Source organism: Streptomyces sp. NPDC053673, assembly GCF_055585225.1.
The window spans coordinates 23557-46040 of the sequence record NZ_JBVJKN010000041.1; the positions used below are offsets into that span (position 1 = coordinate 23557).

17 protein-coding genes and 4 pseudogenes are annotated in these 22484 nt (G+C 72.6%); 8 read left to right on the forward strand and 13 right to left on the reverse strand.

What is annotated here, in order from left to right; genetic code table 11:
* Positions 1-52 precede the first annotated feature (52 nt).
* The gene (locus ACZ6ZQ_RS34085) at positions 53-1057 is read left to right on the forward strand and encodes a Gfo/Idh/MocA family protein (protein WP_469772384.1); all 1005 of its coding nucleotides are present in this window, start codon (positions 53-55) and stop codon (positions 1055-1057) included.
* An 87-nt stretch (positions 1058-1144) separates the two neighbouring features.
* Here ACZ6ZQ_RS34085 and ACZ6ZQ_RS34090 read toward each other — a convergent pair.
* Positions 1145-2323 (reverse strand): annotated as a pseudogene (locus ACZ6ZQ_RS34090) (sensor histidine kinase); the annotation flags it as partial.
* 145 nt (positions 2324-2468) lie between these two features.
* Here ACZ6ZQ_RS34090 and ACZ6ZQ_RS34095 point away from each other — a divergent pair.
* Positions 2469-2702 (forward strand): hypothetical protein, encoded by a 234-nt coding sequence (locus ACZ6ZQ_RS34095; RefSeq protein WP_469772385.1) that lies wholly within the window; start codon positions 2469-2471, stop codon positions 2700-2702.
* A 173-nt stretch (positions 2703-2875) separates the two neighbouring features.
* Here the strand turns inward: ACZ6ZQ_RS34095 and ACZ6ZQ_RS34100 are convergent.
* Positions 2876-3571 (reverse strand): annotated as a pseudogene (locus ACZ6ZQ_RS34100) (TetR/AcrR family transcriptional regulator); the annotation flags it as partial.
* Between the two features lie 152 nt (positions 3572-3723).
* Here ACZ6ZQ_RS34100 and ACZ6ZQ_RS34105 point away from each other — a divergent pair.
* The gene (locus ACZ6ZQ_RS34105; protein ID WP_469772386.1) at positions 3724-4962 is read left to right on the forward strand and encodes a saccharopine dehydrogenase family protein; all 1239 of its coding nucleotides are present in this window, start codon (positions 3724-3726) and stop codon (positions 4960-4962) included.
* A gap of 136 nt (positions 4963-5098) precedes the next feature.
* Here ACZ6ZQ_RS34105 and ACZ6ZQ_RS34110 read toward each other — a convergent pair whose 3' ends face one another.
* A complete protein-coding gene (locus ACZ6ZQ_RS34110) occupies positions 5099-5980 on the reverse strand; it encodes a diacylglycerol/lipid kinase family protein (RefSeq protein ID WP_469772387.1) in 882 nt (293 codons plus the stop codon).
* A 31-nt stretch (positions 5981-6011) separates the two neighbouring features.
* Complete coding sequence (locus ACZ6ZQ_RS34115) at positions 6012-7607, reverse strand: FAD-binding oxidoreductase (RefSeq protein WP_469772388.1); 1596 nt, start codon at positions 7605-7607, stop codon at positions 6012-6014.
* Between the two features lie 72 nt (positions 7608-7679).
* Between ACZ6ZQ_RS34115 and ACZ6ZQ_RS34120 the strand changes: the two genes are divergently transcribed.
* Complete coding sequence (locus ACZ6ZQ_RS34120; protein ID WP_469772389.1) at positions 7680-8279, forward strand: TetR/AcrR family transcriptional regulator; 600 nt, start codon at positions 7680-7682, stop codon at positions 8277-8279.
* Entirely contained in the window at positions 8276-9829 is a 1554-nt protein-coding gene (locus tag ACZ6ZQ_RS34125; RefSeq protein ID WP_469772390.1) for a glycerol-3-phosphate dehydrogenase/oxidase, read from the forward strand. The genes ACZ6ZQ_RS34120 and ACZ6ZQ_RS34125 overlap by 4 nt, the downstream gene beginning before the upstream one ends.
* A 160-nt stretch (positions 9830-9989) precedes the next feature.
* Here ACZ6ZQ_RS34125 and ACZ6ZQ_RS34130 read toward each other — a convergent pair.
* The 4 genes and pseudogenes from ACZ6ZQ_RS34130 to allB all read right to left on the reverse strand — a co-directional run.
* Positions 9990-10442 (reverse strand): annotated as a pseudogene (locus ACZ6ZQ_RS34130) (transposase); the annotation flags it as partial.
* A pseudogene (locus tag ACZ6ZQ_RS34135) lies at positions 10418-10603 on the reverse strand (EamA family transporter); the annotation flags it as partial. The pseudogenes ACZ6ZQ_RS34130 and ACZ6ZQ_RS34135, both read right to left, overlap by 25 nt.
* 112 nt (positions 10604-10715) lie before the next feature.
* Complete coding sequence (gene alc / locus ACZ6ZQ_RS34140; RefSeq protein ID WP_469772391.1) at positions 10716-11846, reverse strand: allantoicase; 1131 nt, start codon at positions 11844-11846, stop codon at positions 10716-10718.
* 4 nt (positions 11847-11850) lie between these two features.
* Positions 11851-13194, reverse strand: coding sequence for an allantoinase AllB (gene allB / locus ACZ6ZQ_RS34145; RefSeq protein ID WP_469772392.1), 1344 nt, complete (start codon positions 13192-13194; stop codon positions 11851-11853).
* Positions 13195-13500: 306 nt separating this feature from the next.
* Here allB and ACZ6ZQ_RS34150 point away from each other — a divergent pair, with 306 nt between their 5' ends.
* Positions 13501-14307: an IclR family transcriptional regulator gene (locus tag ACZ6ZQ_RS34150; protein ID WP_469772393.1), complete on the forward strand. Its 807-nt coding sequence runs from the start codon at positions 13501-13503 to the stop codon at positions 14305-14307.
* A gap of 130 nt (positions 14308-14437) precedes the next feature.
* Here ACZ6ZQ_RS34150 and ACZ6ZQ_RS34155 read toward each other — a convergent pair whose 3' ends face one another.
* The 3 genes from ACZ6ZQ_RS34155 to ACZ6ZQ_RS34165 all read right to left on the reverse strand — a co-directional run bounded on the left by ACZ6ZQ_RS34155 (position 14438) and on the right by ACZ6ZQ_RS34165 (position 18522).
* On the reverse strand, positions 14438-15124 hold the full coding sequence (locus ACZ6ZQ_RS34155) for an ABC transporter ATP-binding protein (RefSeq protein WP_469772394.1): 687 nt from the start codon (positions 15122-15124) through the stop codon (positions 14438-14440).
* A complete protein-coding gene (locus tag ACZ6ZQ_RS34160) occupies positions 15121-16200 on the reverse strand; it encodes an ABC transporter permease (protein ID WP_469772395.1) in 1080 nt (359 codons plus the stop codon). The genes ACZ6ZQ_RS34155 and ACZ6ZQ_RS34160 overlap by 4 nt, the downstream gene beginning before the upstream one ends.
* Positions 16201-16290: 90 nt before the next feature.
* Positions 16291-18522 (reverse strand): beta-N-acetylglucosaminidase domain-containing protein, encoded by a 2232-nt coding sequence (locus ACZ6ZQ_RS34165; RefSeq protein WP_469772396.1) that lies wholly within the window; start codon positions 18520-18522, stop codon positions 16291-16293.
* Positions 18523-19043: 521 nt separating this feature from the next.
* On the opposite strand from ACZ6ZQ_RS34165, the gene ACZ6ZQ_RS34170 reads away from it, so the two are divergent.
* On the forward strand, positions 19044-20327 hold the full coding sequence (locus ACZ6ZQ_RS34170) for a sensor histidine kinase (protein ID WP_469772397.1): 1284 nt from the start codon (positions 19044-19046) through the stop codon (positions 20325-20327).
* Positions 20324-20950 carry a response regulator gene (locus ACZ6ZQ_RS34175; protein WP_469772398.1) on the forward strand — a complete coding sequence of 209 codons (627 nt, stop codon included), beginning with the start codon at positions 20324-20326 and terminating at the stop codon, positions 20948-20950. Before ACZ6ZQ_RS34170 ends, ACZ6ZQ_RS34175 begins: the two co-directional genes overlap by 4 nt.
* 177 nt (positions 20951-21127) lie before the next feature.
* Here ACZ6ZQ_RS34175 and ACZ6ZQ_RS34180 read toward each other — a convergent pair whose 3' ends face one another.
* Both ACZ6ZQ_RS34180 and ACZ6ZQ_RS34185 read right to left on the reverse strand, forming a co-directional pair.
* The gene (locus ACZ6ZQ_RS34180) at positions 21128-21841 is read right to left on the reverse strand and encodes a class I SAM-dependent DNA methyltransferase (RefSeq protein WP_469772399.1); all 714 of its coding nucleotides are present in this window, start codon (positions 21839-21841) and stop codon (positions 21128-21130) included.
* Positions 21842-21897: 56 nt separating this feature from the next.
* Positions 21898-22236, reverse strand: a complete 339-nt coding sequence (locus ACZ6ZQ_RS34185) for a DUF5955 family protein (RefSeq protein ID WP_469772400.1) — start codon at positions 22234-22236, stop codon at positions 21898-21900.
* Positions 22237-22484: the final 248 nt, after the last annotated feature.

The following is a 22484-nucleotide window of genomic DNA, read 5'->3' on the forward strand; positions in this document are numbered from 1 at the left end:
TTGTCAGGACAAATGCTTGACAGGGCCACGGGGCGGACTCCACCTTGGGGCCATGCGCATCGGACTCATCGGAACCGGACGTATCGGCGCCTTCCACGCGGGCGTCCTCAGCCGTCATCGGGAAGTCGGCTCCCTGGTGGTCGCCGACACGGACGCCCAGCGGGCGCGCGAGGTCGCGGACCGCATCGACGCCACCGCCGCCCCCTCCGTCGACGAGGTCTTCACCTGGGGCGTCGACGCCGTCGTCATCGCCTCCGCCACCGCCGCCCACGCCGATCTGATCGGCCGGGCCGCCCGCGCCGGGCTGCCCGCCTTCTGCGAGAAGCCGATCGCGCTGGACCTGCCCGGGACGCTCGGCGCGCTGCGCGAGGTGGAGAGCGCGGGCACCGTGCTCCAGCTCGGCTTCATGCGCCGCTTCGACGCCGGGTACGGGGCGGCTCGTGAGCTGGTGCGCTCGGGGCGGCTGGGCCGGCTGCACACCGTCCGGGCCATCACCTCCGACCCGGCCCCGCCGCCCGCCGCGTATCTGCCGCTGTCCGGCGGCCTGTACCGCGACTGTCTGGTCCATGACTTCGACATCCTGCGCTGGATCACGGGCCGGGAGGTCGTGGAGGTGTACGCCACCGGCTCCGACGCCGGGCCCGCGATGTTCCGCGAGGCGGGCGACGTCGACACCGCGGCGGCGGTGCTGACCCTCGACGACGGAACCCTGGCCTCCGCCACCGCCACCCGCTGCAACGGCGCCGGCTACGACGTCCGCATGGAGCTGTGCGGCGAGTCCGACACGGTAGCCGTCGGCCTCGACGACCGTACGCCGATCACCTCCACCGAGCCCCAGGGCGCACCCGCCGCCGACAAGCCCTGGCCGGGCTTCCTGGAGCGGTTCGCCCCGGCGTACGAGGCCGAGCTGGACGCGTTCATCCAGGTGGCCGCCGGCGAACTGGCCAACCCCTGCGACGGCCGCGAGGCCCTGGAGGCGCTGCGCGTCGCGGAGGCCTGCGAACTGTCGCGGCGGGAGCGGCGCCCGGTACGGATGGAAGAGATCGCGGGCGGCTGAGGCGGCCGAGGACCCGTCCGGCGGACGATCCCAGCCTGATCCGCCGGACGATCCCAGCCCGGTCAGGCCGAAGTCGGCCCGCAGTGCCTTCCCGTGCTCCAGCCGCCCGCCCGCGAGCGTGGCGCGTTCGGTCAGCCCGATCAGGCCCTGGCCGGATCCGGGCACCTGATGGACCGGGCCGTCCGGGGCCGGGTTGCTGACGGTGACGGTGAGCCCCTGGCCGGGTCCGCCGTGCACGGTGACGGTGACCTCGGCGCCGGGGGCGTGTTTGCGGGCGTTGGTGAGGCCTTCCTGGGCGATGCGGTAGACGGTGCGGCCGGTGGCGGCGGGGACCGTGGCCGGTGCGTCGATGCCGTTGTCGAGGGTGACGCGCATGCCGGCCTGCCGGGACTCGGCGACCAGCGCGTCGAGCGTGGCGAGGGTGGGCTGCGGCCGGTGGCTCTCGTCGCCCTCGCCGGGGGCGCGCAGTACGCCGATGATCTCGCGCAGGTCCTGGAGGGCCTCGTGGGCGCTGTCGCGGATGACTCCGGCGGCGCGGGCGACCTCGGCGGGGGGTGCGTCGGGCCGGAACTCCAGCGCGCCCGCGTGCACGCTGAGCAGCGTCAGCCGGTGGGCGAGCACGTCGTGCATCTCCCGGGCGATGGCCTCGCGGGCGAGCCGCTGGGCCTGCTGTGCGCGCAGTTCCGCCTCGGTCTCGGCCCGGTGGGCGCGTTCCTGCAGGGCGACCACGAGTTGACGGCGTGAGCGTACGAGCATGCCCCAGCCGAGGGCCGTCAGCACCAGGAGGACCCCGGCGATGATGCCGGCCAGGGTGGACGTCGCCGGATCGGGCCGCAGAAACGGCTGCCCGATGCCCGAGAGCAGCGCGAGCGAGCCGAGTGCGGCGACCGGTTTGAACGGCCGGTGCACGGCGAGGCTGAACAGGCTCACCAGCATGGCGCCGCCCGCGACCGGCACCGGCAGGGCGGTCACGATCAGCGTGGCGGCGAGCCCGACGGGCCAGCGCCTGCGCAGCCACACCGCACAGCAGGCCGCCGCGCCGATCAGCTGGTCGGCGAGGACGACGGCGTCGGTGTTGGCGGCCTGTTCGCTCGCCTCGACCGCGAGCACTCCGATGAGAGCGGCGAAGAGGAACGCGACGGTGTCCACGATCCAGTCGCGCACCGTCCGCCGCGGCCGTTCCCTGCCCCGGTCGCCCGGAAGCTCCTGGTCCAGTGGGCCGGCCATGGCCGACGGCAGCAGCCAGGGGTATTCCGTACGCGTCACATCGACAAACCTACGCAGGTGGGGGGCGGCCCGGGGCCGTCCCGCGACGGGAAGCTACCAAAGTCGCACGCTCTCAGACTTTCGGAGCGACGGCGCACGCCGACGGCGGACGCGGTGCCTCACGGCACCGGGCGACGATCACGGCATGAAGAAGATCCTGGAGTACATCGGTATGGCGCTGATCGTCGTCGGCGTATGCGGAGTCCTGCGTGAGCCGAGCGGCGGATGGTTCGCCTTGATGGGCTTCACGAAGTGGATCATCGAGCCGATCGGTTTCCTGGAGGGGAAGGAGCTCTACGCGCACATCGTGCTCGCGGTGCTCGGCTTCGCGATCCTGATGATCGCGGACCGCAGCGACCACAGCGACCACAGCGGCTGAGGGCGTCACGCTCCGGTGTCCCCGGCACCGGCCCGGGTACCGGCACCCGCCGGGCGCGCGGGAGGGGTACCGGTGCCGTCACTCGTACGGGTACCAGCACTGGCCGGGCGCGCGGCACGAGAAGCGGCACCGGCCCGGGTACCGGCACCCGCCGGGCGCGCGGAGCCGGTCATCGCCGCCAGCTGCGCCGCGGCACTGTCGAGGAGCATGTCGAGCGCCGCCGGATAGGCGCTGATGTTCATCTCCGCGATCAGGTGCGGTGCGGCCGGTGCGATGTGGGGGTGTGTGTCCGCCGGCAACCGCGCGTAGGTGGCCTGCCATACGGTCTCGTCCGCCCGGCGGGCCGCCTCGGGCAGCGCGAGGGCGGCCGCGTCCAGCGCCGCGAAAGCCAGTGTCTGGTCGATGAAGCAGTGGTAGATGCGTACCGCCGCCTGGGTGGGAAAGCCCGCCCGGTGCAGCACCCCCAGGATGATCTCGTCCGACGCGATCTCATGGGTCCTTCCGGAGACCCGGCTCGCCGTCAGCACGGCCGCCTGCGGATGCGCCAGATAGGCGGCGTGAATGCGCCGGCCCAGTTCACGGAGGTCCGCCCGCCAGTCCGCCGAGGCGGACCAGCCTTTGAGCGCGCGGCCGATCAGCTCGTCGCCGACCGCCAGCGTCAGCTCGTCCATGCCGCGGAAGTAGCGGTAGAGCGTACTGGGATCGGCTCCGAGCGCCGCCCCGATCCGTCGTGCGGTCAGCCCGGCGGCGCCGTGCTCGCGCAGCATCCGCAGCGCGGTCGTCACGATCAGCTGCTCCGAAAGGACCACGCCCGTCTTCGTGGGGCGACGCCGCCGCCGTTCGGGCTCCGGGACCACCTTCTTGGGCATCAGCCTGCTCCTTCTCGCCGCCGGCCGCTCGGTCGGCCACCCCATCGGCCGCACGCGTCCCGCGCTTATGCCAACGCCATTGACGATATCAACGGCCGGTGAGTTTCATCGGGGGCCCGGGAGAGTCCTGGGGAACAGGGAAGGACCTGGTCATGCGCATCTTGCTGGTGGGTGCCGGTGGAGTGGGGACAGCAGTCACCCGGATCGCCGCACGCCGTGGATTCTTCGAACGGATGGTCGTCGCGGACTACGACCAGGCCCGTGCCGAGGCCGCCGTCGCGGCCGGTGCCGCGGTCACTCCGGGGCCGGAGGCGGAGGGCCGGTTCGCCGCCGCCCGCATCGACGCCTCGGACGAGGCGGCGGTCAGCGAACTCCTCGCGCGGGAGCGCTGCGACGTCCTGCTCAATGCGACGGACCCCCGTTTCGTCATGCCGTTGTTCCGTGCCGCGCTCGCCGCCGGTGCCCACTACCTGGACATGGCGATGTCCCTGTCCCGCCCGCACGCGGACCGCCCGTACGAGGAGTGCGGGGTGAAGCTCGGGGACGAGCAGTTCTCCCTCGCGGACGACTGGGAGAAGTCGGGCCGGCTCGCCCTCGTCGGAATGGGTGTGGAGCCGGGGCTCTCCGACGTCTTCGCCCGCTACGCGGCCGACGAACTCTTCGACACCATCGAGGAGATCGGCATCCGGGACGGCGCCAACCTCGCCGTGGAGGGCTATGACTTCGCGCCCTCGTTCAGCATCTGGACCACGATCGAGGAGTGCCTCAACCCGCCGGTGGTCTTCGAGGCCGGCCGTGGCTGGTTCACGACCGCGCCGTTCAGCGAACCCGAGGTGTTCGACTTCCCTGAGGGCATCGGGCCGGTCGAGTGCGTCAACGTCGAGCACGAGGAGGTGCTGCTGATTCCGCGCTGGGTCGAGGCCGGTCGGGTCACCTTCAAGTACGGCCTCGGTACGGACTTCATCAACACACTGCAGGTCCTGCACCAGGTGGGCCTGGACAGGACCGACCCGGTCACGGTGCCGGGCCCGGAAGGACCGGTGCGGGTCTCGCCCCGTGACGTCGTCGCGGCCTGCTTGCCCGACCCGGCCACGCTGGGCGACCGGATGCGCGGCAAGACCTGCGCGGGCACCTGGGTCAAGGGGGTCAAGGACGGCCGGCCGCGCGAGGTCTACCTGTACCACGTCGTCGACAACGAGTGGTCCATGAAGGAGTACGGCAGCCAGGCCGTGGTCTGGCAGACGGCCGTCAACCCGGTCGTCGCACTCGAACTCGTCGCGACCGGGGCGTGGTCGGGGACGGGCATCCTGGGACCGGAGGCCTTCGACGCGCGTGCCTTCCTCGCCCTGCTGCAGGAGTACGGCTCTCCCTGGGGGATGCGCGAGCAGTAGGGAGCCGAGCGGTGGCCCGCGGAGCGCGGGCCACCGCATGTCCCGGCTGACGGCTGTCGGTCGTCCCCGGTCAGCCGTCAGCCGTCAGCCCGCCGTGAACTCTGAACTGTGAGCTGTGAACTGTCACAGATCACTGTCAACACAGCACGTTGAGCGCACCCGGCTGCACCCTCGCCGTCACGGGAAGCGTGGCGTCGACCTCGCCGTCCGCCCCGTACGGGACGTCCCGGTCGGCCTCGATGCGGACCTCCTTGCCCCGGAGGATCTCCACTTCGGGGCGCTTCAGATGCTCACCGGTCTTCAGCTCGTTCATCATCGCGAAGAACAGCCGCTTGGGAGCGTGCCGGATCACGACGACGTCCAGCAGTCCGTCGTCGAGCCGGGCGCCGGGGGCGATCTTGCGGCCGAAGCCGTAGAAGCCGGAGTTGGCCGCCACCACGGTGTAACCGCGGCGCTCGTGCAGCTCCCCGTCCACCGTGATGCGGTAGTTCACGGGCCGCCAGGTCACGACGGCCCGCAGACCACCGGAGTAGTACGACGCCGCGCCCCGCAGCAGCCGGGAGGTGTTGGCGTACCGGTTGGCCACGGCGTCGACACCGGCGTACACGCTGCCCAGCACGGACGTGCCGGCGTGGACGGCCGATTCGACCCCGATGGTGTCGACCGCCCGGGGCGAGCCGTGGAGCAGCAGCTCCGCCAGGGCCGGAGCGTCGGTGGGGAGCCCCAGCGCACGGGCGAAGTCGTTGCCCCGCCCCGCCGGGACGAGACCGAACACGGTGTCCGTGCCGCTGAGAGCCCCGCCGACACAGCCGGCTATCCCGTCGCCGCCGACGGCGAGCACCACGTGCCCTTGTTCGCCGGCCTGCCGCGCCACCTCCTGGGCGTGCTCCAGGCTGCGGCTGTACTGGGTGTCGAGCTGAGCCCCGGCCTCCCGCAGGAGCCGGGCCAGCGGGAGCAGGGCCGCCGTACCGCTGGACCCGCCCGCGGTGGGGTTGACGACGGCGGTGAACTGTCGCATGGATGCGCCTCCGGAAGGCAGGGGGCCGGTTTCAGCGGACGGGGATGAGCACGCCGGGGTTGAGGATCCCGGCCGGGTCGAGCTCGGCCTTGACGGCCTGCAGGATTCGGACGCCGACCGGGCCGATCTCCTGGGTGAACCAGTCGCGGTGGTCGGTCCCGACGCCGTGATGATGGCTGATGGTGCCGCCCGCCGCCAGGATCGCGTCATTGGCGGCCCGCTTCGCGGGCGCCCAGTGGGCGACCGGGTCGTCCCCCTGCGCCGAGACGACGGTGAAGTACAGCGACGCGCCGTTCTCGTACACATGGGATATGTGACACATCACCAGTGGCGGTGTACCCGCGTCGGTCAGGGTCGTGGTGAGCGCCTGGCGTACCGCGTCGTACAGGCCCGGCAGTGCGGACCAGAACCCGGCGGTCTCCAGGGTCTCGGCGAAGGCGCCGGCGTCGAGGAGCGCGTCGCGCAGATACGGGGCGTTGTAGCGGCCGTGCGCCCAGCGGTCGCCCGGCTCCTCGCCGACGAACTCGCCGCCGCAGGCGAGGAGCACCTCGCGGGCGCGGGCGCGCCGGTCCGCGGTGTCCTCGGCGGTGCCCTCGTACCCGGCGATCGCCATGCACCCGGCGGCCTGGGGGGCGTCCGAGCTGCCGATCTTGTCGGGCTGGGCCAGGCCGATGAACGTCTCGGTCTCGTCCGACAGACGCAGCACGGTCGGCCGCGGGCCGTCCTGGGCGAGTGTGCGCAGTGCCGCCGCGCCCGCCTCGAAGGAGGAGAAGCGCCAGCCCTCGTAGATCCGGGTCCCGGGGAGCGGGCGGATCCGGACGGTCACCGAGGTGATCACACCCAGCGCGCCCTCGGAGCCGAGGACCAGCTGGCGCAGGTCCGGGCCGGCCGCCGAGCGGGGCGCGCGGCCCAGCTCCAGGGTGCCCTCGGGGGTGGCGACGGTGAGGCCCAGCACCATCTCGTCGAAGCGGCCGTAGCCGGCGGAGGCCTGGCCGCTGGAGCGGGCCGCGGCGAAGCCGCCGATCGAGGCCCATTCGTAGGACTGCGGGAAGTGGCCTAGCGTGAAGCCCTGTTCGTTGAGCAGCGCCTCGCAGTGCGGGGCGCGCAGCCCGGGCTGGATCGTGGCGGTGCGGGAGACCTCGTCGAGGGTCAGCAGGCTGTCGAGGCGGCGCAGGTCCAGCGCGATGAAGCTCCGCTTCCCCTCCGGGGCCAGGCCGCCGACGACGGAGGTGCCGCCGCCGAACGGCACGGCGGCCAGGCCGTGTTCGACACAGACCCGGAGGACGGCGAGCACCTCGTCGTGGCTGCCCGGGAGCACGACGGCGGCCGGTATGTCGTCGACCTCGCCGGCGCGGATGCGCAGCAGGTCGGGGGTGGACTTGCCGCGGGTGTGCCGGATCCGCGTCTCCGCGTCGGTGCGTACGTGCACGCGGTCGCCGACGCGTTCGGTCAGCGCCTGGCGGGCCGCGTCGGTCAGCGCGGCGTCGGGGACGGCGATGTCGCCGAGCTCGGCCGGACCGGTCTCGAGCGGTGTGACGCCGAGCAGGTCGCGCAGCAGGCCGATCACCGTGTCGGGCAGCGGGGCCGCCTTGGCCGGGTCGCCCCAGCCGCTCCACAACATGTCCACTTGGTCTGTTCCTCACCGTCGGTTCGCGGGGCGTTGTGCCGCGCGGCCTGCACTGGCATTACACTGTGACAGATGACGCCCATTCGTCACAACCATGCGGACTCGGATTCCGTGCTCGACGCAGCACGTGACTGCGTTCTGGCCGTCGGCGTACGCCGGACCACGCTGACCGATGTGGCCCGGCGGGCCGGTGTGTCACGTATGACGTTGTATCGCCGCTGGCCGGACGTACGGAGCCTGGTCGGCGACCTGATGACCAGGGAGTGGATCGCTCTCGCCGTCGGCACCATGCCCGCCGTCGTGCCCGGCGCCCCCACCCGGGCGCGGCTGGTCGACGGACTGGTCGACGGAGTCGCGGCCTTCCGCGCCCACCCGCTCTTCCACAAGATCCTCGACGTCGACCCCGAGTTGCTGCTGCCCTATGTGCTCGACCGCCGGGGCGCCAGTCAGGACGCCCTGCTGGGGCTCATCACCGGCGCCCTGAAAGAGGGGCACGCCGACGGTTCCGTCCGTGCGGCGCACCCCGACCGCCAGGCCCGCGCCCTGCTGCTGGTCGTGCAGTCCTTCACGCTCTCGCTGCGCACTATGACCGAACCGGACGATCCCGAGCTCACCGACGCGGCCTTCCTCGAAGAGCTGCGGACCCTTCTGGAGAGGACCCTTACGCCATGAGCAGCCCGAGTCCCGCCTCTTCGCTCAACGCGGCACGCCGCGCTCAGGAGCTCGCCGAACTCGCCGACGGCAGCGGGGTCGACGTGCTTGTCGTCGGTCTCGGCGCGACCGGCGCCGGAGCCGCCCTCGATGCCGCCTCACGCGGTCTCACCGTGGCCGCGATCGACGCCCACGACCTCGCGTTCGGCACGTCCCGGTGGAGCTCCAAGCTCATCCACGGCGGCCTGCGCTACCTCGCCACCGGGCAGCTGGACGTCGCCCACGAGAGTGCCGTAGAGCGCGGTGTGCTCATGGAGCGCACCGCTCCGCACCTGGTGCGCGCCCAGCCCTTCGTCCTGCCGCTCACCCCGCTGGTCTCCCGCTCCCAGGCCGCGCTGGCCTGGGCGGGCTTCCGGGCCGGAGACCTGCTGCGGGTCTCCGCCCGCACATCGCGCGCCACACTGCCCGCACCCCGCGCCCTGTCGGCGGTGGAGACCCGGCACATGGCGCCCGCGCTGCGGCCGACCGGGCTGCGCGGCGGGCTGCTGTCCTGGGACGGCCAGCTCACCGACGACGCCCGTCTCGTCACCGCCGTGGCCCGCACCGCCGGCGCGCACGGCGCGCGGATCCTCACCCGCGTCCGCGCCCTCTCCCTCAGCGGCTCGGGTGCCCGGGTCCGCGACGAACTCACCGGCGAGGAGCTGGACATCCGGGCGCGTGCCGTCGTCAACGCCACCGGTGTCTGGGCGGGCGGGCTGGTGGACGACATCAGGCTCCGGCCGTCCCGGGGCACGCACCTCGTCCTGCGCTCCGAGGCCCTCGGGGGTCTCTCGGCGGGCATGCACATTCCCATCCCCGGGGAGACCAACCGGTTCGTCCTGGTCCTGCCGCAGGGCGACGGCCGGGTGTACGTGGGACTGACCGACGAGCCGGTCGAGGGTCCGGTGCCGGACGTCCCCGAGGTGCCCGAGACGGACATCGGCTTCCTCCTCGACGTCCTGGGCTCCGCGCTCGACGTCTCGGTGAGCCGGGACGACGTCGTGGGGGCGTTCGCCGGACTGCGGCCGCTACTGGACACCTCCGGCGCGGCGGGCTCCGGCCGCACCGCGGACATCTCCCGCAAGCACGCCGTGCTGACCTCGCCCGACGGGGTCGTCACCATCGTCGGCGGGAAGCTGACCACCTACCGCCGGATGGCGCAGGACGCCGTCGACGCCGCCGTCAGCGCGCGCGGCCTGGCCGCCGGCCGGTGCAGGACGGCGGCGATCCCGCTGGTCGGCGCCGCCCGGCCGAGCGCGCTCGCGACGCTGGACGCGCCTCGGCGTCTGGTCCGCCGCTACGGCGCCGAGGCCCCGGCCGTCCACGCGCTCGGTCTCGCCGACCCGGCCCTGGCCCGTCCCGTCGTCCCCGGCCACCCGGTCACGGGCGCGGAACTGCTGTGGGCCGTACGTCACGAGGGAGCCCTCGACGAGTCGGACGTCCTCGACCGGCGCACCCGTATCGGTCTCGTCCCGCACGACCGCGGGGCGGCGGCCGCCGCGGCCCGCGAGGCCCTGGCGCACGGCTCCTGACGGATCAGCCGGTGGCGGTGTCCCCCGCCCTGCGCCCCCACCCGGTCCCCGCGAGCACTAGTAGGACTCCGTTAGGTCGGGGTGGATCTTGTTGGCTGGCGTCTGGTTCGGGGTTGGGGCAGGGGGCGGTGGCAGGTGGTGCAGGTGCCGGTCCAGCAGTTCAGCAGGTCTTGGAGGGCGTCGAGGATCTGGTAGAGGGTGAGTCCGGTGTGTCGGCTTTTGGGGACAGTCGCTGCTCGGTGAGGAAGGCGTGGGCGGCGGTGACCAGGGTGACGTGGTGGTGCCAGCCCGGCCAGGAGCGGCCTTCGAAGTGGTCCAGGCCAAGGCCGTGCTTGAGTTCGCGGTAGTCGTGCTCGATGCGCCAGCGGATCTTGGCCAGGCGGACGAGTTCGGCGATGGGGGTGTCCTCGGGCAGGTCGGACAGCCAGAACCGGGTCGGTGTGTCCTCCCCGTCGGGCCACTCGGCCAGCAGCCACACCGCGGGCAGCGCACCGTCCCATTGGCCGTGCTCGGCCACTGCGGCTGCCTGCGCGAGGCGACGCGAGCGCACTCCGGCCGGCCGCACCCGCACGGCCAGGAAGCGGGAGGTCATCGGCGCGCGGGAGCCCTGGCGCCCAGGTGTTCGTGACCGATGGCGATGCCCGCTGCCGCGGCCCACAGCGGTTCGGTGCCCAGCAGCAGGCTGTCCCGGGACGCGGAGGTGCGGCGGACCGCCCGCATCTGGACGAAGAACGCGAACAGTGTGCAGAAGACGGAGAGGAAGAGCAGCCTGGCTCGGTCGACGGCGGCCACGCGGCCCGGGCATGCGCGCGGGGCGCACCGGTGCTGTCGTTCCGGTGCGCCCCGCGAAGGGCAGGTGTCGTGGCTGCCCGGTCATGAGGGGCGGTCAGCCGCCCAGCTCCTGGTGGCGGGCCACCAGGGCGCGCGTGCCCTGTTCGGTCAGCGAGCCGTACAGGCGCAGCCGGGAGAAGCCGCCGTCCGGGAAGATGTCGATCCGGACGTGGGTGCCGACCGCCGGGGCGTCGAGCACGAAGCGGTGGTTGGTGTCGGGCTGCAGACGGGTGCGCGGCAGGAACTCGGTCCACGCTGCGTCTTCATCTGCCGCGCCGTCCTCGCCGTCCTTGACGGACAGCGATGCCCAGCCCGCCGAGTTGCCCTTGAGGTAGGCGGTGTCGATCTCGACGGCGCGGATCTCGGACTGGGCGACCAACTGGTAGCGGATCCAGTCGTTGCCCTGGTCGCGGCGGCGGGCGGTCTCCCAGCCGTCGTCCATCTTGCGGGAGCGGCCCGGGTTGATGGTGTTGGTGGGCGGCGAGTAGAAGCGGTTGGAGGCGTCTTCGACCGAGCCGCCGTTCTCCAGCGCGACCACGTCGAAGGTGCCCAGCGTGGCGAGCCACGCCGGGTCGGGAACGACCTCGCCGTACACACGCAGCCGGGCGATGCCGCCGTCGGGGTGCTGGTTGACCCGCAGATGTGTGAAGCGCTGCTCGACCGTGACCTCGAAGCCGTTCGCCGCGTGGCCTCCGACGGGGGTGCGCGGGACCAGGGTCGTCCACTTCACGTCGCCGGAGAGGAGCTCCTGCGGTGTCGGGGCGCCCTCCACGGAGGTGCCCTCGATGGAGACGGCCTGCGGCATGTTGCCGCGGAAGTGGGCGGTGTCGACGACGATGCCGCGGATCACGCCGGGTGCGCCCAGGCGTACGAGCGCCCAGTCGTGGTCCTCGGCGGTCGGCCAGGGCTGCTCGGCGGAGACACCGCGGCGGCGGCGGGTCTCCCAGCCGTCCATGATCTTGCCCTTGTGGCCGAAGTGCTCGGGGTCGAACGCGGCGGCCTCGGGGACGAGGAGGTTCTCGCGCTGGGCGAAGAACTCGTCGTTGGCGGCGATGACGCCCGCGCCCAGCTGACGGTCGGCGAGATTGGCGTAGCTGGTGAACGGGAAGTCGGCGGTGCGGTAGTCGGCGTAGGGGTCGCCGCCCCCGTACGGGTTCGCGTTACCAGTGAAGGACGGTATCGCCACGGTGTCAGTTGTTCCTTTCGAGCAGCCGGCCGGTCGGCTCGGCGAGGGTGCCGTTCTCCACGATCCGCGTACCGCGCAGCCATGTCGACTTCACGACGCCGTGCAGGGTTTTTCCGGCGTAGGCCGTGACCTGGTTGCGGTGGTGGAGCTCGGCCGGGTCGACGGTGAAGGTCTCGTCGGGGGCGAGGACCGCGAAGTCGGCGTCACGGCCGGCCTCGATGGCCCCCTTCTGGGTGAGGCCCGCGAGCTTCGCCGGGGCGGACGACATCCAGCGGACGACGTCCTCCAGGGTGCGGCCGCGCTGGCGGGCCTCGGTCCAGATGGCCGGCAGGCCCAGTTGGAGCGAGGAGATGCCGCCCCAGGCGGAGGCGAAGTCGGGGGTCTTGAGGTCGGTGGTGCAGGGCGAGTGGTCGGAGACGACGCAGTCGATCGTCCCGTCGGCGAGGCCTTGCCACAGGGCGTCCTGGTTCGCCGCCTCACGGATCGGCGGGCAGCACTTGAACTCGGTGGCGCCGTCCGGGACCTCCTCTGCGGTGAGGGTGAGGAAGTGCGGGCAGGACTCGACGGTGATCCGCACGCCCTCGGCCTTGGCCGCGGCGATCAGCGGCAGCGCGTCGCTGGAGGACAGGTGCAGGACGTGTACGCGCGCGTTCAGCCGCTTGGCGTGCGCGATCAGGTTCGCGATCGCCGTGTTCTCGGCGTCGCGGGGCCGGGAGGCGAGGAAGTCGGCGTACTTCGGGCCCTTGCGCTGCGGGGCGGCGGCCAGGTGGTGCGGGTCCTCGGCGTGCACGATCAGCAGTCCGCCGAAGCCCGCGATCTCGGCCATGGAGCGGGCGAGCTGCTCCTGGTCGAGCTCGGGGAACTCCTCGACGCCCGACGGCGACAGGAAGCACTTGAAGCCGAAGACGCCCGCGTCGTACAGCGGACGCAGGTCCTTGACGTTGTCCGGGATCGCCCCGCCCCAGAAGCCGGTGTCGATGTGCGCCTTGGGCCTGGCCACATCCTGCTTGGTGCGCAGGTTGCCGACCGTGGTCGTGGGCGGGAGGGAGTTGAGGGGCATGTCGAGGAGTGTGGTGATGCCGCCCGCCGCGGCCGCGCGGGTGGCGGTCCAGAAGCCCTCCCACTCGGTGCGGCCGGGGTCGTTCACATGGACATGGGTGTCGACGAGGCCGGGGAGGAGGACGTCGTCCCCGAAGTCCTCGAGCCGGGCACCGGCCGGCACCTCGGCGTCGTACGGCAGCACCCCCGCGATCTTCCCGCCGGCGACGGCGACGGTCGCGGCGCACGTCCCCTCGGGGGTGATGACGCGAGTCGAGCGCAGTACCAGGTTCACGTCCGTACCGGACACCCTGCCCCTCACTTCCGTACAGCGAAATTCAACGAACTGTTGAAGGAGTCTTCACCCCCGACCCTGGTCCGTCAAGACCCGCCCGGGCGACCCGGCCGGCTTAGGCTTTTCCACAAAGTGGAACAGAGATTTCGCCGAACAGAACGTAGCTATGCACAGCGGTAGGGACGCGGGATCATCGGAGGTGACCGCCAACACGCGGACAAACACGCCCTGACCGGCAAAGACGCCTTGACGTGAGCGGTGTGCCCCACGCAACCGCCCGGTAGGCTGCTACCTTGCCCGCCGCCTGAAAGGACCGTTGACGTGCCGACGTACAGCGCCAGCACCACCGACGCCGCCAAGCCCGCCGCGAACAGCGGTGGTGTTCAGTCCCTCGAGCGCGCCTTCGATCTGCTCGAGCGGATGGCCGATGCCGGGGGCGAGGTCGGGCTGAGCGAACTCTCCACGAGCAGCGGACTTCCGCTGCCCACCATCCACCGCCTCATGCGGACCCTGGTCGCCTGCGGCTACGTCCGCCAGCAGCCGAACCGCCGCTACGCCCTGGGCCCCCGGCTGATCCGCCTCGGCGAGTCCGCCTCCCGACTGCTCGGTACGTGGGCCCGCCCGTACCTCGCCCGACTGGTCGAGGAGACCGGCGAGACGGCGAACATGGCGCTGCTCGACGGCGACGAGATCGTCTACGTCGCGCAGGTGCCCTCGAAGCACTCGATGCGGATGTTCACCGAGGTCGGCCGCCGGGTCCTGCCGCACTCGACAGGTGTGGGCAAGGCGCTCCTCGCTCACACCCCGCCGGAGGAGGTGCGGGCCCTGCTCGCCCGCACCGGTATGCCGGCCGCCACCGAGAAGACGATCACCACCCCCGACGGCTTCCTCGACGCCCTGGAGCAGGTCCGCCGCGCCGGGTACGCGGTGGACGACAACGAGCAGGAGATCGGCGTCCGCTGCCTCGCGGTCTCGGTGCCCAACTCGCCCACCGCCGCGGCGATCTCCATCTCTGGCCCTGCGGGCCGGGTCACGGACTCGGCGACGGAGAAGATCGTCCCGATCCTGCAGACGGTGGCGAAGGAACTCTCCGAGGCCCTGGCGAACACGTCGGCGCCGCAAGCCTGAGAGCCGCAGACCTGAGCGAGCAGACCTGAGCGAGCAGACCTCAACGAGAAGACCTGAACGAGAAGACCTGAACGAGGAGGTACGGGTACCCCCCTCAGCCCCCTGCAGGTGGGGCAGGGGCAGCGCGCCGTCAGCCCCCTGCGTTGTGGGACAAGGGCAACGCGCCGTCGAGCATGGTCACGACCCGGTCCGCCCGGTCCAGATGCGCTCGGTCGTGCGTGACCAGGACCGTCGCCGTGCCCCGCTCCCGGGTCAGCGAGACCAGCAGGTCGAGGACCGCCGCGCCCCGCTCGTGGTCGAGGGCGCTGGTCGGCTCGTCGACGAGGAGCACGCCGGGGTCGTTCATCAGCGCGCGGGCGATGTTGACGCGCTGGCGCTGACCGCCGGAGAGCTGGTGCGGGCGACGGTCCGCCTGTCCGCCGAGGCCGACCGCCGCCAGCAGCCCCCGGGCCCGTTCGCGCGCCTGCCGTGGCTGCCGGCCCGAGAGGTGGGCCATCGCCTGCAGCTGTTCCACGGCCGTCAGCGAGGGCAGCAGATGCGGTTGCTGGAAGACGATGCCGATGTGTTCACGGCGCAGGGCGGCCTTCTCCGCACGGCTCAGCACGCCCGTGTCCTCACCGGCCACGACGACCCGCCCGGCATCGGGCGTGACCAGCGTCGCCGCGACCGCGAGGAGGCTGGACTTGCCCGAGCCGGACGGTCCGACGACCGCCGTGAGCGACCCCGCGGGGACCTGGAGCGAGACGGCGTCGAGCGCGGTCAGCCGCCCCTCGCCGTCCGGGTAGGTGAGGGTGACATCGTCGAGCAGCAGTGTCATCGGGCGCTCCCCAGCGCGGTGAGGGGGTCGACGGCGGTGATCCGCCGGACGGACAGCGCGGCGCCGAGCACACCGAGCACGATCATCACGGCCGCCGGCAGCAGCACGGTCGACGGCTCCAGCACGAACGGCACGTCCTTGCCGCCGACCAGCGCGCCGGTCCCGGCCGCAAGCGCGGTCCCCAGCAGCGTGCCGGCGCCCAGCATGAGCACGGCCTGCCCGAGGGCGTCCCGCAGCAGATACGCGGTGGCGGCGCCGAGTGCCTTCAGTACGGCGATGTCGGCGCTGCGCTGGATGGTCCAGACGGTGAAGAACGCTCCGACGACCAGCGCGGAGATGGCGAAGAGGAAGCCGCGCATGAGCTGCAGCGAGCCGTTCTCGGCCTGGTAGGACCCGATGGCGGTGACGGCGTCGGCGACCGTCCGGGTCTCGGTGCCCGCGGCCTCGTCCCCGGCCGCGAGGTCCGCGCCGCTGTCCGTGCGCAGCGCGATGACGGTGGCCTGCTGCCGCGGGGTCGTGCCGGTGCGGCCGAGCTCCTGCCAGTCGTCCAGCGCCGTCCAGACGACGGGGGTGTGGCTGTGCGAGGCATCACCTGCGACGGCCGCGACGGTCGCGTTCCGCGGCCCGATGCGTACGGAGTCGCCCACGGACGCGCCGAGTTCCTCCGCGGCCCGTACGGAGAGCACGGCCCGGCCGGGAGCGAGCCTCGCCGGCGCGATGCCGCCGTCCGGCTCGACCCCGAACACCGAGACGGCCGCCGTTCGGTCCCCCGCGCTCGCGTTGAGCGTACGGATGCCGACGGGCTGGGCGGAGGTGACACCCGGCCGGCTCGCCCACGCCCGCCACGCGCCCTCCGTCACGGTCGAGTCGGTGAAGGACACCGACCGGCCGGAGGGCGGGGCGTCGAAGGCGAGGTGATCGGCGGGCAGTCCGGTGACCGCCGATACGTTCTCCCGGGCGAGCCCGGCCGTCAGCCCGGACAACAACCCGACGAGCAGCGTGATCAGCACGATCACGCTGCCCATCAGGGTGAACCGCCCTTTGGCGAATCTCAGATCTCTCCATGCCACGAACATGGTCACCAGCGTGCGGGCGGCGGCCGTGCCCGGGCATCGCACCGCGGATGGCCGCTGTATCAAACTTTCGGTTGACCGACGTATGACATGTCACGTCTCGAACTCGTGGACCGAGTGGCCGAATCCGGTGGCCCTGGCAGTCCCCCGCATCCGTTGGTGCGGGGTGTCCCGGTCCTCGACGAGCCGGCGGTTGTTCTCGGCGATCGCGCGCTCGACGAACTCACCGAGAACCGGGTCGAGTTCGACCGGATGGGAACGGTCGCAGTCGAGCCCTGTCCAGGTGTACGAGGATGCCTTGGTGACCAGGGAGGGCAGCGTCTGGCGTGCGGCCCAGGCGTCGGCGCCGCGCCCGGCACGCTGGGCGGTGAGCATGTCCAGCGCGGTGCGGGCCGCCCGGCCCCAGGCCTCGGTGGCGTCCAGCCAGGGCTTCGTCTCGGAGAGGAGGACCGGGTCGTCGAGGCGGGCGCGCAGTACGGCGGGCGCGTTCTCGATCTCGCTGAGCGCACGGTGCAGGCGGGCGACGGGGTCGTTCCGTCCGACGTTCGGTCCGACGGTCCGTCCGACGGTCCGTCCGGCGCTCCGTCCAGCAGTCCCTCCGGCACTCCGTCCAGCACTCCGTCCGGCATTCCGTCCGGCATTCCGTCCAGCAGTCCAGTCCCGCCAGAAGGCATCGATCCGGGCGGACAGTTCGGGCGCGGGCCGCGGGTCGATCCGCGACGAGTGGCTGAGTCCGGCGAAGGCGCGCAGTGCGCACGCGGTACGCGGGTCGTGGCCGGCCAGTTCGCTGATCGCGGCCGCCCAGGAGCGCTCGGGGTCGTACGCGGTGTCGTTCCAGGCGTAGTCGGCGACGGTGAACAGCGACAGCAGGGACGCGCGGACCTGAGGCATGGGGTTGGCGATGAGCCCGACGGCCGCCCCGGGACGGCCCGGTGCGGCGAGTGAGGGCTCGCGGCCCGCGTACGGGCCGAGCAGCAGCCGCCCGGGGACGTAGTCGTTGACCGGGTAGTTGTCCCGGAGCAGCACGGGGTGGCCGAAGACCTTGCGGGCGGCGGCGACCTCGGCTCGGGTGATGTGCGGCGCGATCACTTCCACCCCGGTCCACCGGACGACGACCGAGGGGTCGAGGTCGCGTGCGAGGCGTTCCGTGTACTCGGTTCCGGCGGTGCCCCGGTACTCGCTCGGCACGATCTCCAGCGGCGCGGAGCCTGAGTGAGTGGTGATGAACTCGCGCTGGACCGCGTTGACGAGATGCGCCTGCGCGGCGGCGGACCCGGCGGGTCCGGTACCGAAGGCCGCACGGTCCGCGCCGCAGTTCCGCTCCCAGTGGTCGATGTCGTCGAACGCCACGACGAAGGTGCGTACGCCGACGTCCCAGAGCGACGCGAACTTGGTGGTGAGCGCGCGGGACTCGGCGGGGTCGGAGCAGCAGACGGAGAGGCCGGGAGAGAGCACGTACCCGAACTCGACGTGCTGGGCCTGTGCGTGCTCCACGAGCGCGCGCAGCCGGGCCAGTTCGTCCGCCGGGTAGGGCTTGCGCCACGCGGCGCGCAGGTACGGGTCGTCCTTCGGCGTGTAGACGTACAGGTTCATCTTGTGCCGGCCCATCCAGTCGAGGCCGGCGAGGCGCTGTTCGTGCGACCAGGACGGGCCGTGGAAGCCCTCGACGATGCCTCGCCGCCGCATCCCGGGCCAGTCCCGGATCTCGACACCGTCGAGCGTCGCGGCGCGGTTCGCGCGCAGAAGCTCCCGGAGGGTCTGCGCCGCGTAGTAGGTCCCGGCCGCGTCCGCACCCGCGAGGACGATGCGGTAGTGCCGGGCCGCCATGACATAGCCCTCGGCCGCCATCGTCTCCGCACCCTGGACCCCGAGCGCGTCGAGCGCCGCTGGGGTGGCGGCGTTCTCCTTGGCACCGCCGACGACGACTGCGAGGCCCGGCCCAGGGTCGGTGCGGTCGTCGATCTGGCGGATCGTCCGGACTCCCGCGCTCCGGAGCACATCCCGCACGACGGTGAGCGCGGGCCCGTCGGTCGCGGCCCCGGCGACCAGGGTGACGGCGGCGGGAATGCGTACGGTCCCCGGGAGCCTCTTCACGGACCGCGGCGTGGGCGCGGGCGCAGGCGCGGGCCGCGCCGGGTCCGGGGCTCCGGCGGATACCGCGGCGGGCTCCGCGCCGGCGTCCGCGGGGCATTCCGCGTCGCTTTCCGCGGCGACGGCCCGTCCCGTCCCCGCGGGCACCAGCATTGCCAGGGCCAGCGCGACCGCGTGGGCCGCGCGCATGCGCCAAGTGGGTTTCGCGTACAGGGAGATCGAGGCGAACGTCATCGCCGCAAGGCCTCCTCCCGCCGCCCGACGGCAGTGCGAGTACTGGGATGCCAGAGGACTGGACCATGCACCAGACATCGTTGTCAATGGCCGTGCCGGCATTCCCTCGGATCCTGCACATCCGGTCACCAAAAGGGCAGCGGCGGGCGCACTTCGGGCGGGGCCAGGCGCGGCCTGCCGGGGCCCGGCCGGGCGCGGCCCCGAGCGGCAGACGCAGCCATCTGCGAGCCGTCGCCTACCGGACGCCCGGATGCCCGGGATACCTGGGACATCCGGATGCCCGGATGCCCGCCGGCTGCTTCTTGCTCTCACTCTCACCGTCACCGTCGGTCGAGGGCGAGGGCGAGGGCGAGGGTGAGAAGGCAGCGTACGAGGGCATCGCCGACCCTTCGCGCCTTCGGCGGCTCGAACTCGGCCGTCCTCGGTGACCCACCGCCCGGGTCCCCTCCGAGTGCCGCGCCTGCGCGAACGTGGGACCGGGCCGTCGGAGCGCGGAACGCCCGGCCTACTCTGGAGCGGCCATGGATCCCCGCCCGCTCACCCCCGCCCTGCGCGCCCTCCGTCTCTGTCTGCATCTGCTGATGGCGGGGCTGCTGACGCTCGCCGCGGTACGGGCCGTCGCCGACCACAAATCCGACGCCGCGGCCGTCGTCACGGCGGCGGCGGTGACCGCGGTGGTGTACGCGGCGGGCTCCGCCCTTCGCGGCGTGCGCGAATCACGTACCGCGGCGGCGCTCTGGCTGGCCGCCCTGTGCACGGCCTGGCTGGCACTGCTCGGGTTCACGCCGGACGGCCTGTGGACGGCGTTCCCGTTGTACTTCCTCCAGCTTCATCTGCTGCCCGTGCGCTGGTCCCTGCCGGCTGTCGCCGCGACGGCGGGCGCGGCGATCCTGTCGTACGTGCGGCACGGCGAACCGCTCAGTCCGGGTGCGTTCATCGGACCGCTTCTGGGTGCGGCCGTCGCCGTGGCGACCGTACTCGGCTACCGGGCGCTGTACCGGGAGAGCGAGCGCAGGCGCCGGCTCATCGAGGAGCTGGTCTCGACCCGCGCCGAGCTGGCGGCGGCCGAGCGGCACACGGGCACGCTTGCCGAGCGGGAGCGGCTCGCTCGCGAGATCCACGACACGCTCGCGCAGGGGCTGTCCTCCATCCAGTTGCTGCTGCGGGCGGCCGAGCGGGCACTGCCCGCGGACTCCCCCGCGGCGGAGCACATCGGGCAGGCGCGCCAGGCCGCCCAGGACAACCTCGCCGAGGCCCGTCGTTTCGTCCGGGCCCTGACGCCGCCGGACCTGGAGCACGGCACGCTGGCCGCCGCGCTGGACCGGCTCACCCGGCCCGGACCGGGTCCGCGTGTCCGGTTCTCGGTCAGTGGCACTCCCGCCCCGCTACCCACCCCGTACGAGGTGGCCCTGCTGCGGATCGCCCAGTCGGCCCTCGCGAACACGGTCCGCCACGCGGCGGCCGAGCGCGCCGAGATCACCCTGACCTTCATGGAATCGTCGGTCACGCTGGATGTCGTGGACGACGGGCGGGGGTTCGACCCCACGTCGCCCCGGTCGTCGAAGTCGTCGAAGTCGTCGAGGCCGTCGAGGTCGTCGCAGTCATCCGGGTCGCCCACGCCGTCCGAGCCGTCGGGCCCGTCCGAGCCGTCCGAGTCGTCGGAACCGTCCGAGGGCGGCTTCGGGCTGCCCGCGATGCGCTCGCGCGCGGAGTCACTGAACGGCACGTTCACCGTCGAGTCCGCGCCGGGCCAGGGCACCGCCGTCGCCGTCACTCTGCCGCTCTCGCCCGGAGTTCCCTCATGACGATCCGCCTGCTGCTCGCCGACGACCATCCCGTGGTACGGGCCGGGCTCAGGGCCGTCCTGGACACCGAGCCCGGCTTCACCGTCGTCGCGGAGGCCGCCACGGCCGAGCAGGCCGCCGAGAGGGCCGCCGCCGGCGACATCGACGTCGTCCTGATGGACCTTCAGTTCGGCACCGGGATGCACGGTTCGCAGGCCACCGCCGCGATCACGGCGCGGCAGGGCGGACCCCGCGTCCTCGTCCTCACCACGTACGACTCGGACGTCGACATCCTCGCGGCGGTCGAGGCCGGGGCGAGCGGCTATCTGCTGAAAGACGCCCCGCCGGAGGAGCTGGCCGCGGCCGTACGGACGGCGGCGGCCGGCCGGTCGGCGCTGGCCCCGGCAGTCGCGCACCGTCTGATGGACCGGATGCGTACGCCCGCACAGGCGCTGACGAAGCGCGAGCTGGAGGTGCTGCAGCTGGTGAGCGAGGGCCTGTCCAACCAGCAGATCAGCAAGCGGCTGTTCCTCAGCCAGGCGACGGTCAAGTCCCATCTGGTCCACGTCTACGCCAAGTTGGGCGTCGACTCCCGTACGGCCGCGGTGGCCGCGGCGACGGCCCGCCGGCTGATCCGCCGCTGACCGCACGCGTCGCCCCCCGGCACGACGCGTCGAAGCCGCGCCACACGTCGCAGCCGCGCCGCGGGTCAGGCCCGGGCCACACGTCGCACCGGGCGCCGCGGGTCAGGCCCAAGGCCGTACGTCGCACCGGGCGCCGCGGGTCAGGCCCGGGCCACACGTCGGACCGGGCGCCGCGGGTCAGGCGCGGCGGCGCGCCAGCACCATCCCGCAGCGCGGGCTGCCGTCCCGCCTCTTCCCCAGTCCGTCCAGTGCCACCAACTCCACCTCGAATCCGGCCCGTTGCAGCTCGACGAGGACGTCGGGGAGCGGAAAGGTGCGGTAGTACATGACGAAGCGGGGCCGCCACAGCACATTGCGCACGCGCATCGACGTGTCGAAGCCGAGCATCGCCCAGTACGCCGGCGAGCCGAAGCGGGGCGGCGCACCCACCGGAAAGGCGAACAGGCCGCCCGGTCGCAGCGCCGAGTGCACCTGTGCGAACAGCGTGGGCCGCTCCTTCGGCAGGAAGTGACCGAACGCCCCGAAGCTCACGGCCAGGTCGAAGGCCGGCCGGAACGGCAGGGCACGGACGTCGGCCCGTACCCAGTCGGCGGCGGGCTCGGCGGACCTGGCCACGCCGAGCATGCCCGCGCTGAAGTCGACTCCGACGACCCGTTCCCCGCACAGCCGCCTCAGGACGCCGGTGCCCGCGCCCGTGCCGCAGCAGATGTCGAGCCCGGTACGGAACGGCCCGAGCGGCCGGAGCGCGCCCACGACCTCGTCGAGAATCCGCTCCGGCGTCCGGAACGGGGTCTGGTCGAACTTCGGCGCGAGCAGGTCGTAACCGTGCTCGACCGACGACAGCGCCTGTACGGCGAGCTCGCGGAACGTGGGGCCCTGGGAGGTGAACATCACCTCCCAGGGTAGTCAGTCACCGACGGCGCCGAGCAGAATGCCGATGAGCCTGCTCAGCCAGGTGGTCGGATCCGTGCGTCGGGCCCCTTCGCCTCGCCGAACAGCTCCACCGCGTTCCGCACGTTCGTCAGTCCGCCGGCGAGCGCGCTCACCGACCCGATCGACCCGGCGATCAGCAGGAGCGAGCGGCGCAGCCGCCGGATCTCCGGCACCCCACTGACCGCCATCGCGTCGATCGCCGCCAGTTCCTCCTCGGCGATCCCGCGGTCGGCGAAGTCGGCCGGATGGCCGGCCAGTTCGCGTCGCAGCCGGGAGACGGCAGCGCGCAGCTCCGTGACTCTAGGGTCCTCGTCGCTCCCTGTCACCCGCGTCTGCCCCACGCTCCGCAACAAATCTCTCCCCCTGGCACATCGTTGTGCTGCCCGGTGCAAGAACCGCCGGACGATGGTCAAACGCCTGGGGTCGCGGGCAAGTTAACGCCATTCCGTAGGCGCTTCGCCACTCCGCGGTACGAAATTCAGCTCGACGTGTCGCCTGTCGGCTCCTTGCACCGGCTCGCGAGTCGAACTGTCGGCCGAACGGCCGACCGAGCAGCCGACCGGACCGGCTGCAGGACCAGCCTGCGCGGACCGGGCGATTG

Coding starts and splice junctions, on each gene's coding strand:
- ACZ6ZQ_RS34085 (WP_469772384.1), top strand. CDS start 53: ATGCGCATCGGACTCATCGGAACCGGACGTATCGGCGCCTTCCACGCG.
- ACZ6ZQ_RS34095 (WP_469772385.1), top strand. CDS start 2,469: ATGAAGAAGATCCTGGAGTACATCGGTATGGCGCTGATCGTCGTCGGC.
- ACZ6ZQ_RS34105 (WP_469772386.1), top strand. CDS start 3,724: ATGCGCATCTTGCTGGTGGGTGCCGGTGGAGTGGGGACAGCAGTCACC.
- ACZ6ZQ_RS34110 (WP_469772387.1), bottom strand. CDS start 5,980: ATGCGACAGTTCACCGCCGTCGTCAACCCCACCGCGGGCGGGTCCAGC.
- ACZ6ZQ_RS34120 (WP_469772389.1), top strand. CDS start 7,680: ATGACGCCCATTCGTCACAACCATGCGGACTCGGATTCCGTGCTCGAC.
- ACZ6ZQ_RS34125 (WP_469772390.1), top strand. CDS start 8,276: ATGAGCAGCCCGAGTCCCGCCTCTTCGCTCAACGCGGCACGCCGCGCT.
- ACZ6ZQ_RS34155 (WP_469772394.1), bottom strand. CDS start 15,124: ATGACACTGCTGCTCGACGATGTCACCCTCACCTACCCGGACGGCGAG.
- ACZ6ZQ_RS34160 (WP_469772395.1), bottom strand. CDS start 16,200: ATGTTCGTGGCATGGAGAGATCTGAGATTCGCCAAAGGGCGGTTCACC.
- ACZ6ZQ_RS34165 (WP_469772396.1), bottom strand. CDS start 18,522: ATGACGTTCGCCTCGATCTCCCTGTACGCGAAACCCACTTGGCGCATG.
- ACZ6ZQ_RS34170 (WP_469772397.1), top strand. CDS start 19,044: ATGGATCCCCGCCCGCTCACCCCCGCCCTGCGCGCCCTCCGTCTCTGT.
- ACZ6ZQ_RS34175 (WP_469772398.1), top strand. CDS start 20,324: ATGACGATCCGCCTGCTGCTCGCCGACGACCATCCCGTGGTACGGGCC.
- ACZ6ZQ_RS34180 (WP_469772399.1), bottom strand. CDS start 21,841: ATGTTCACCTCCCAGGGCCCCACGTTCCGCGAGCTCGCCGTACAGGCG.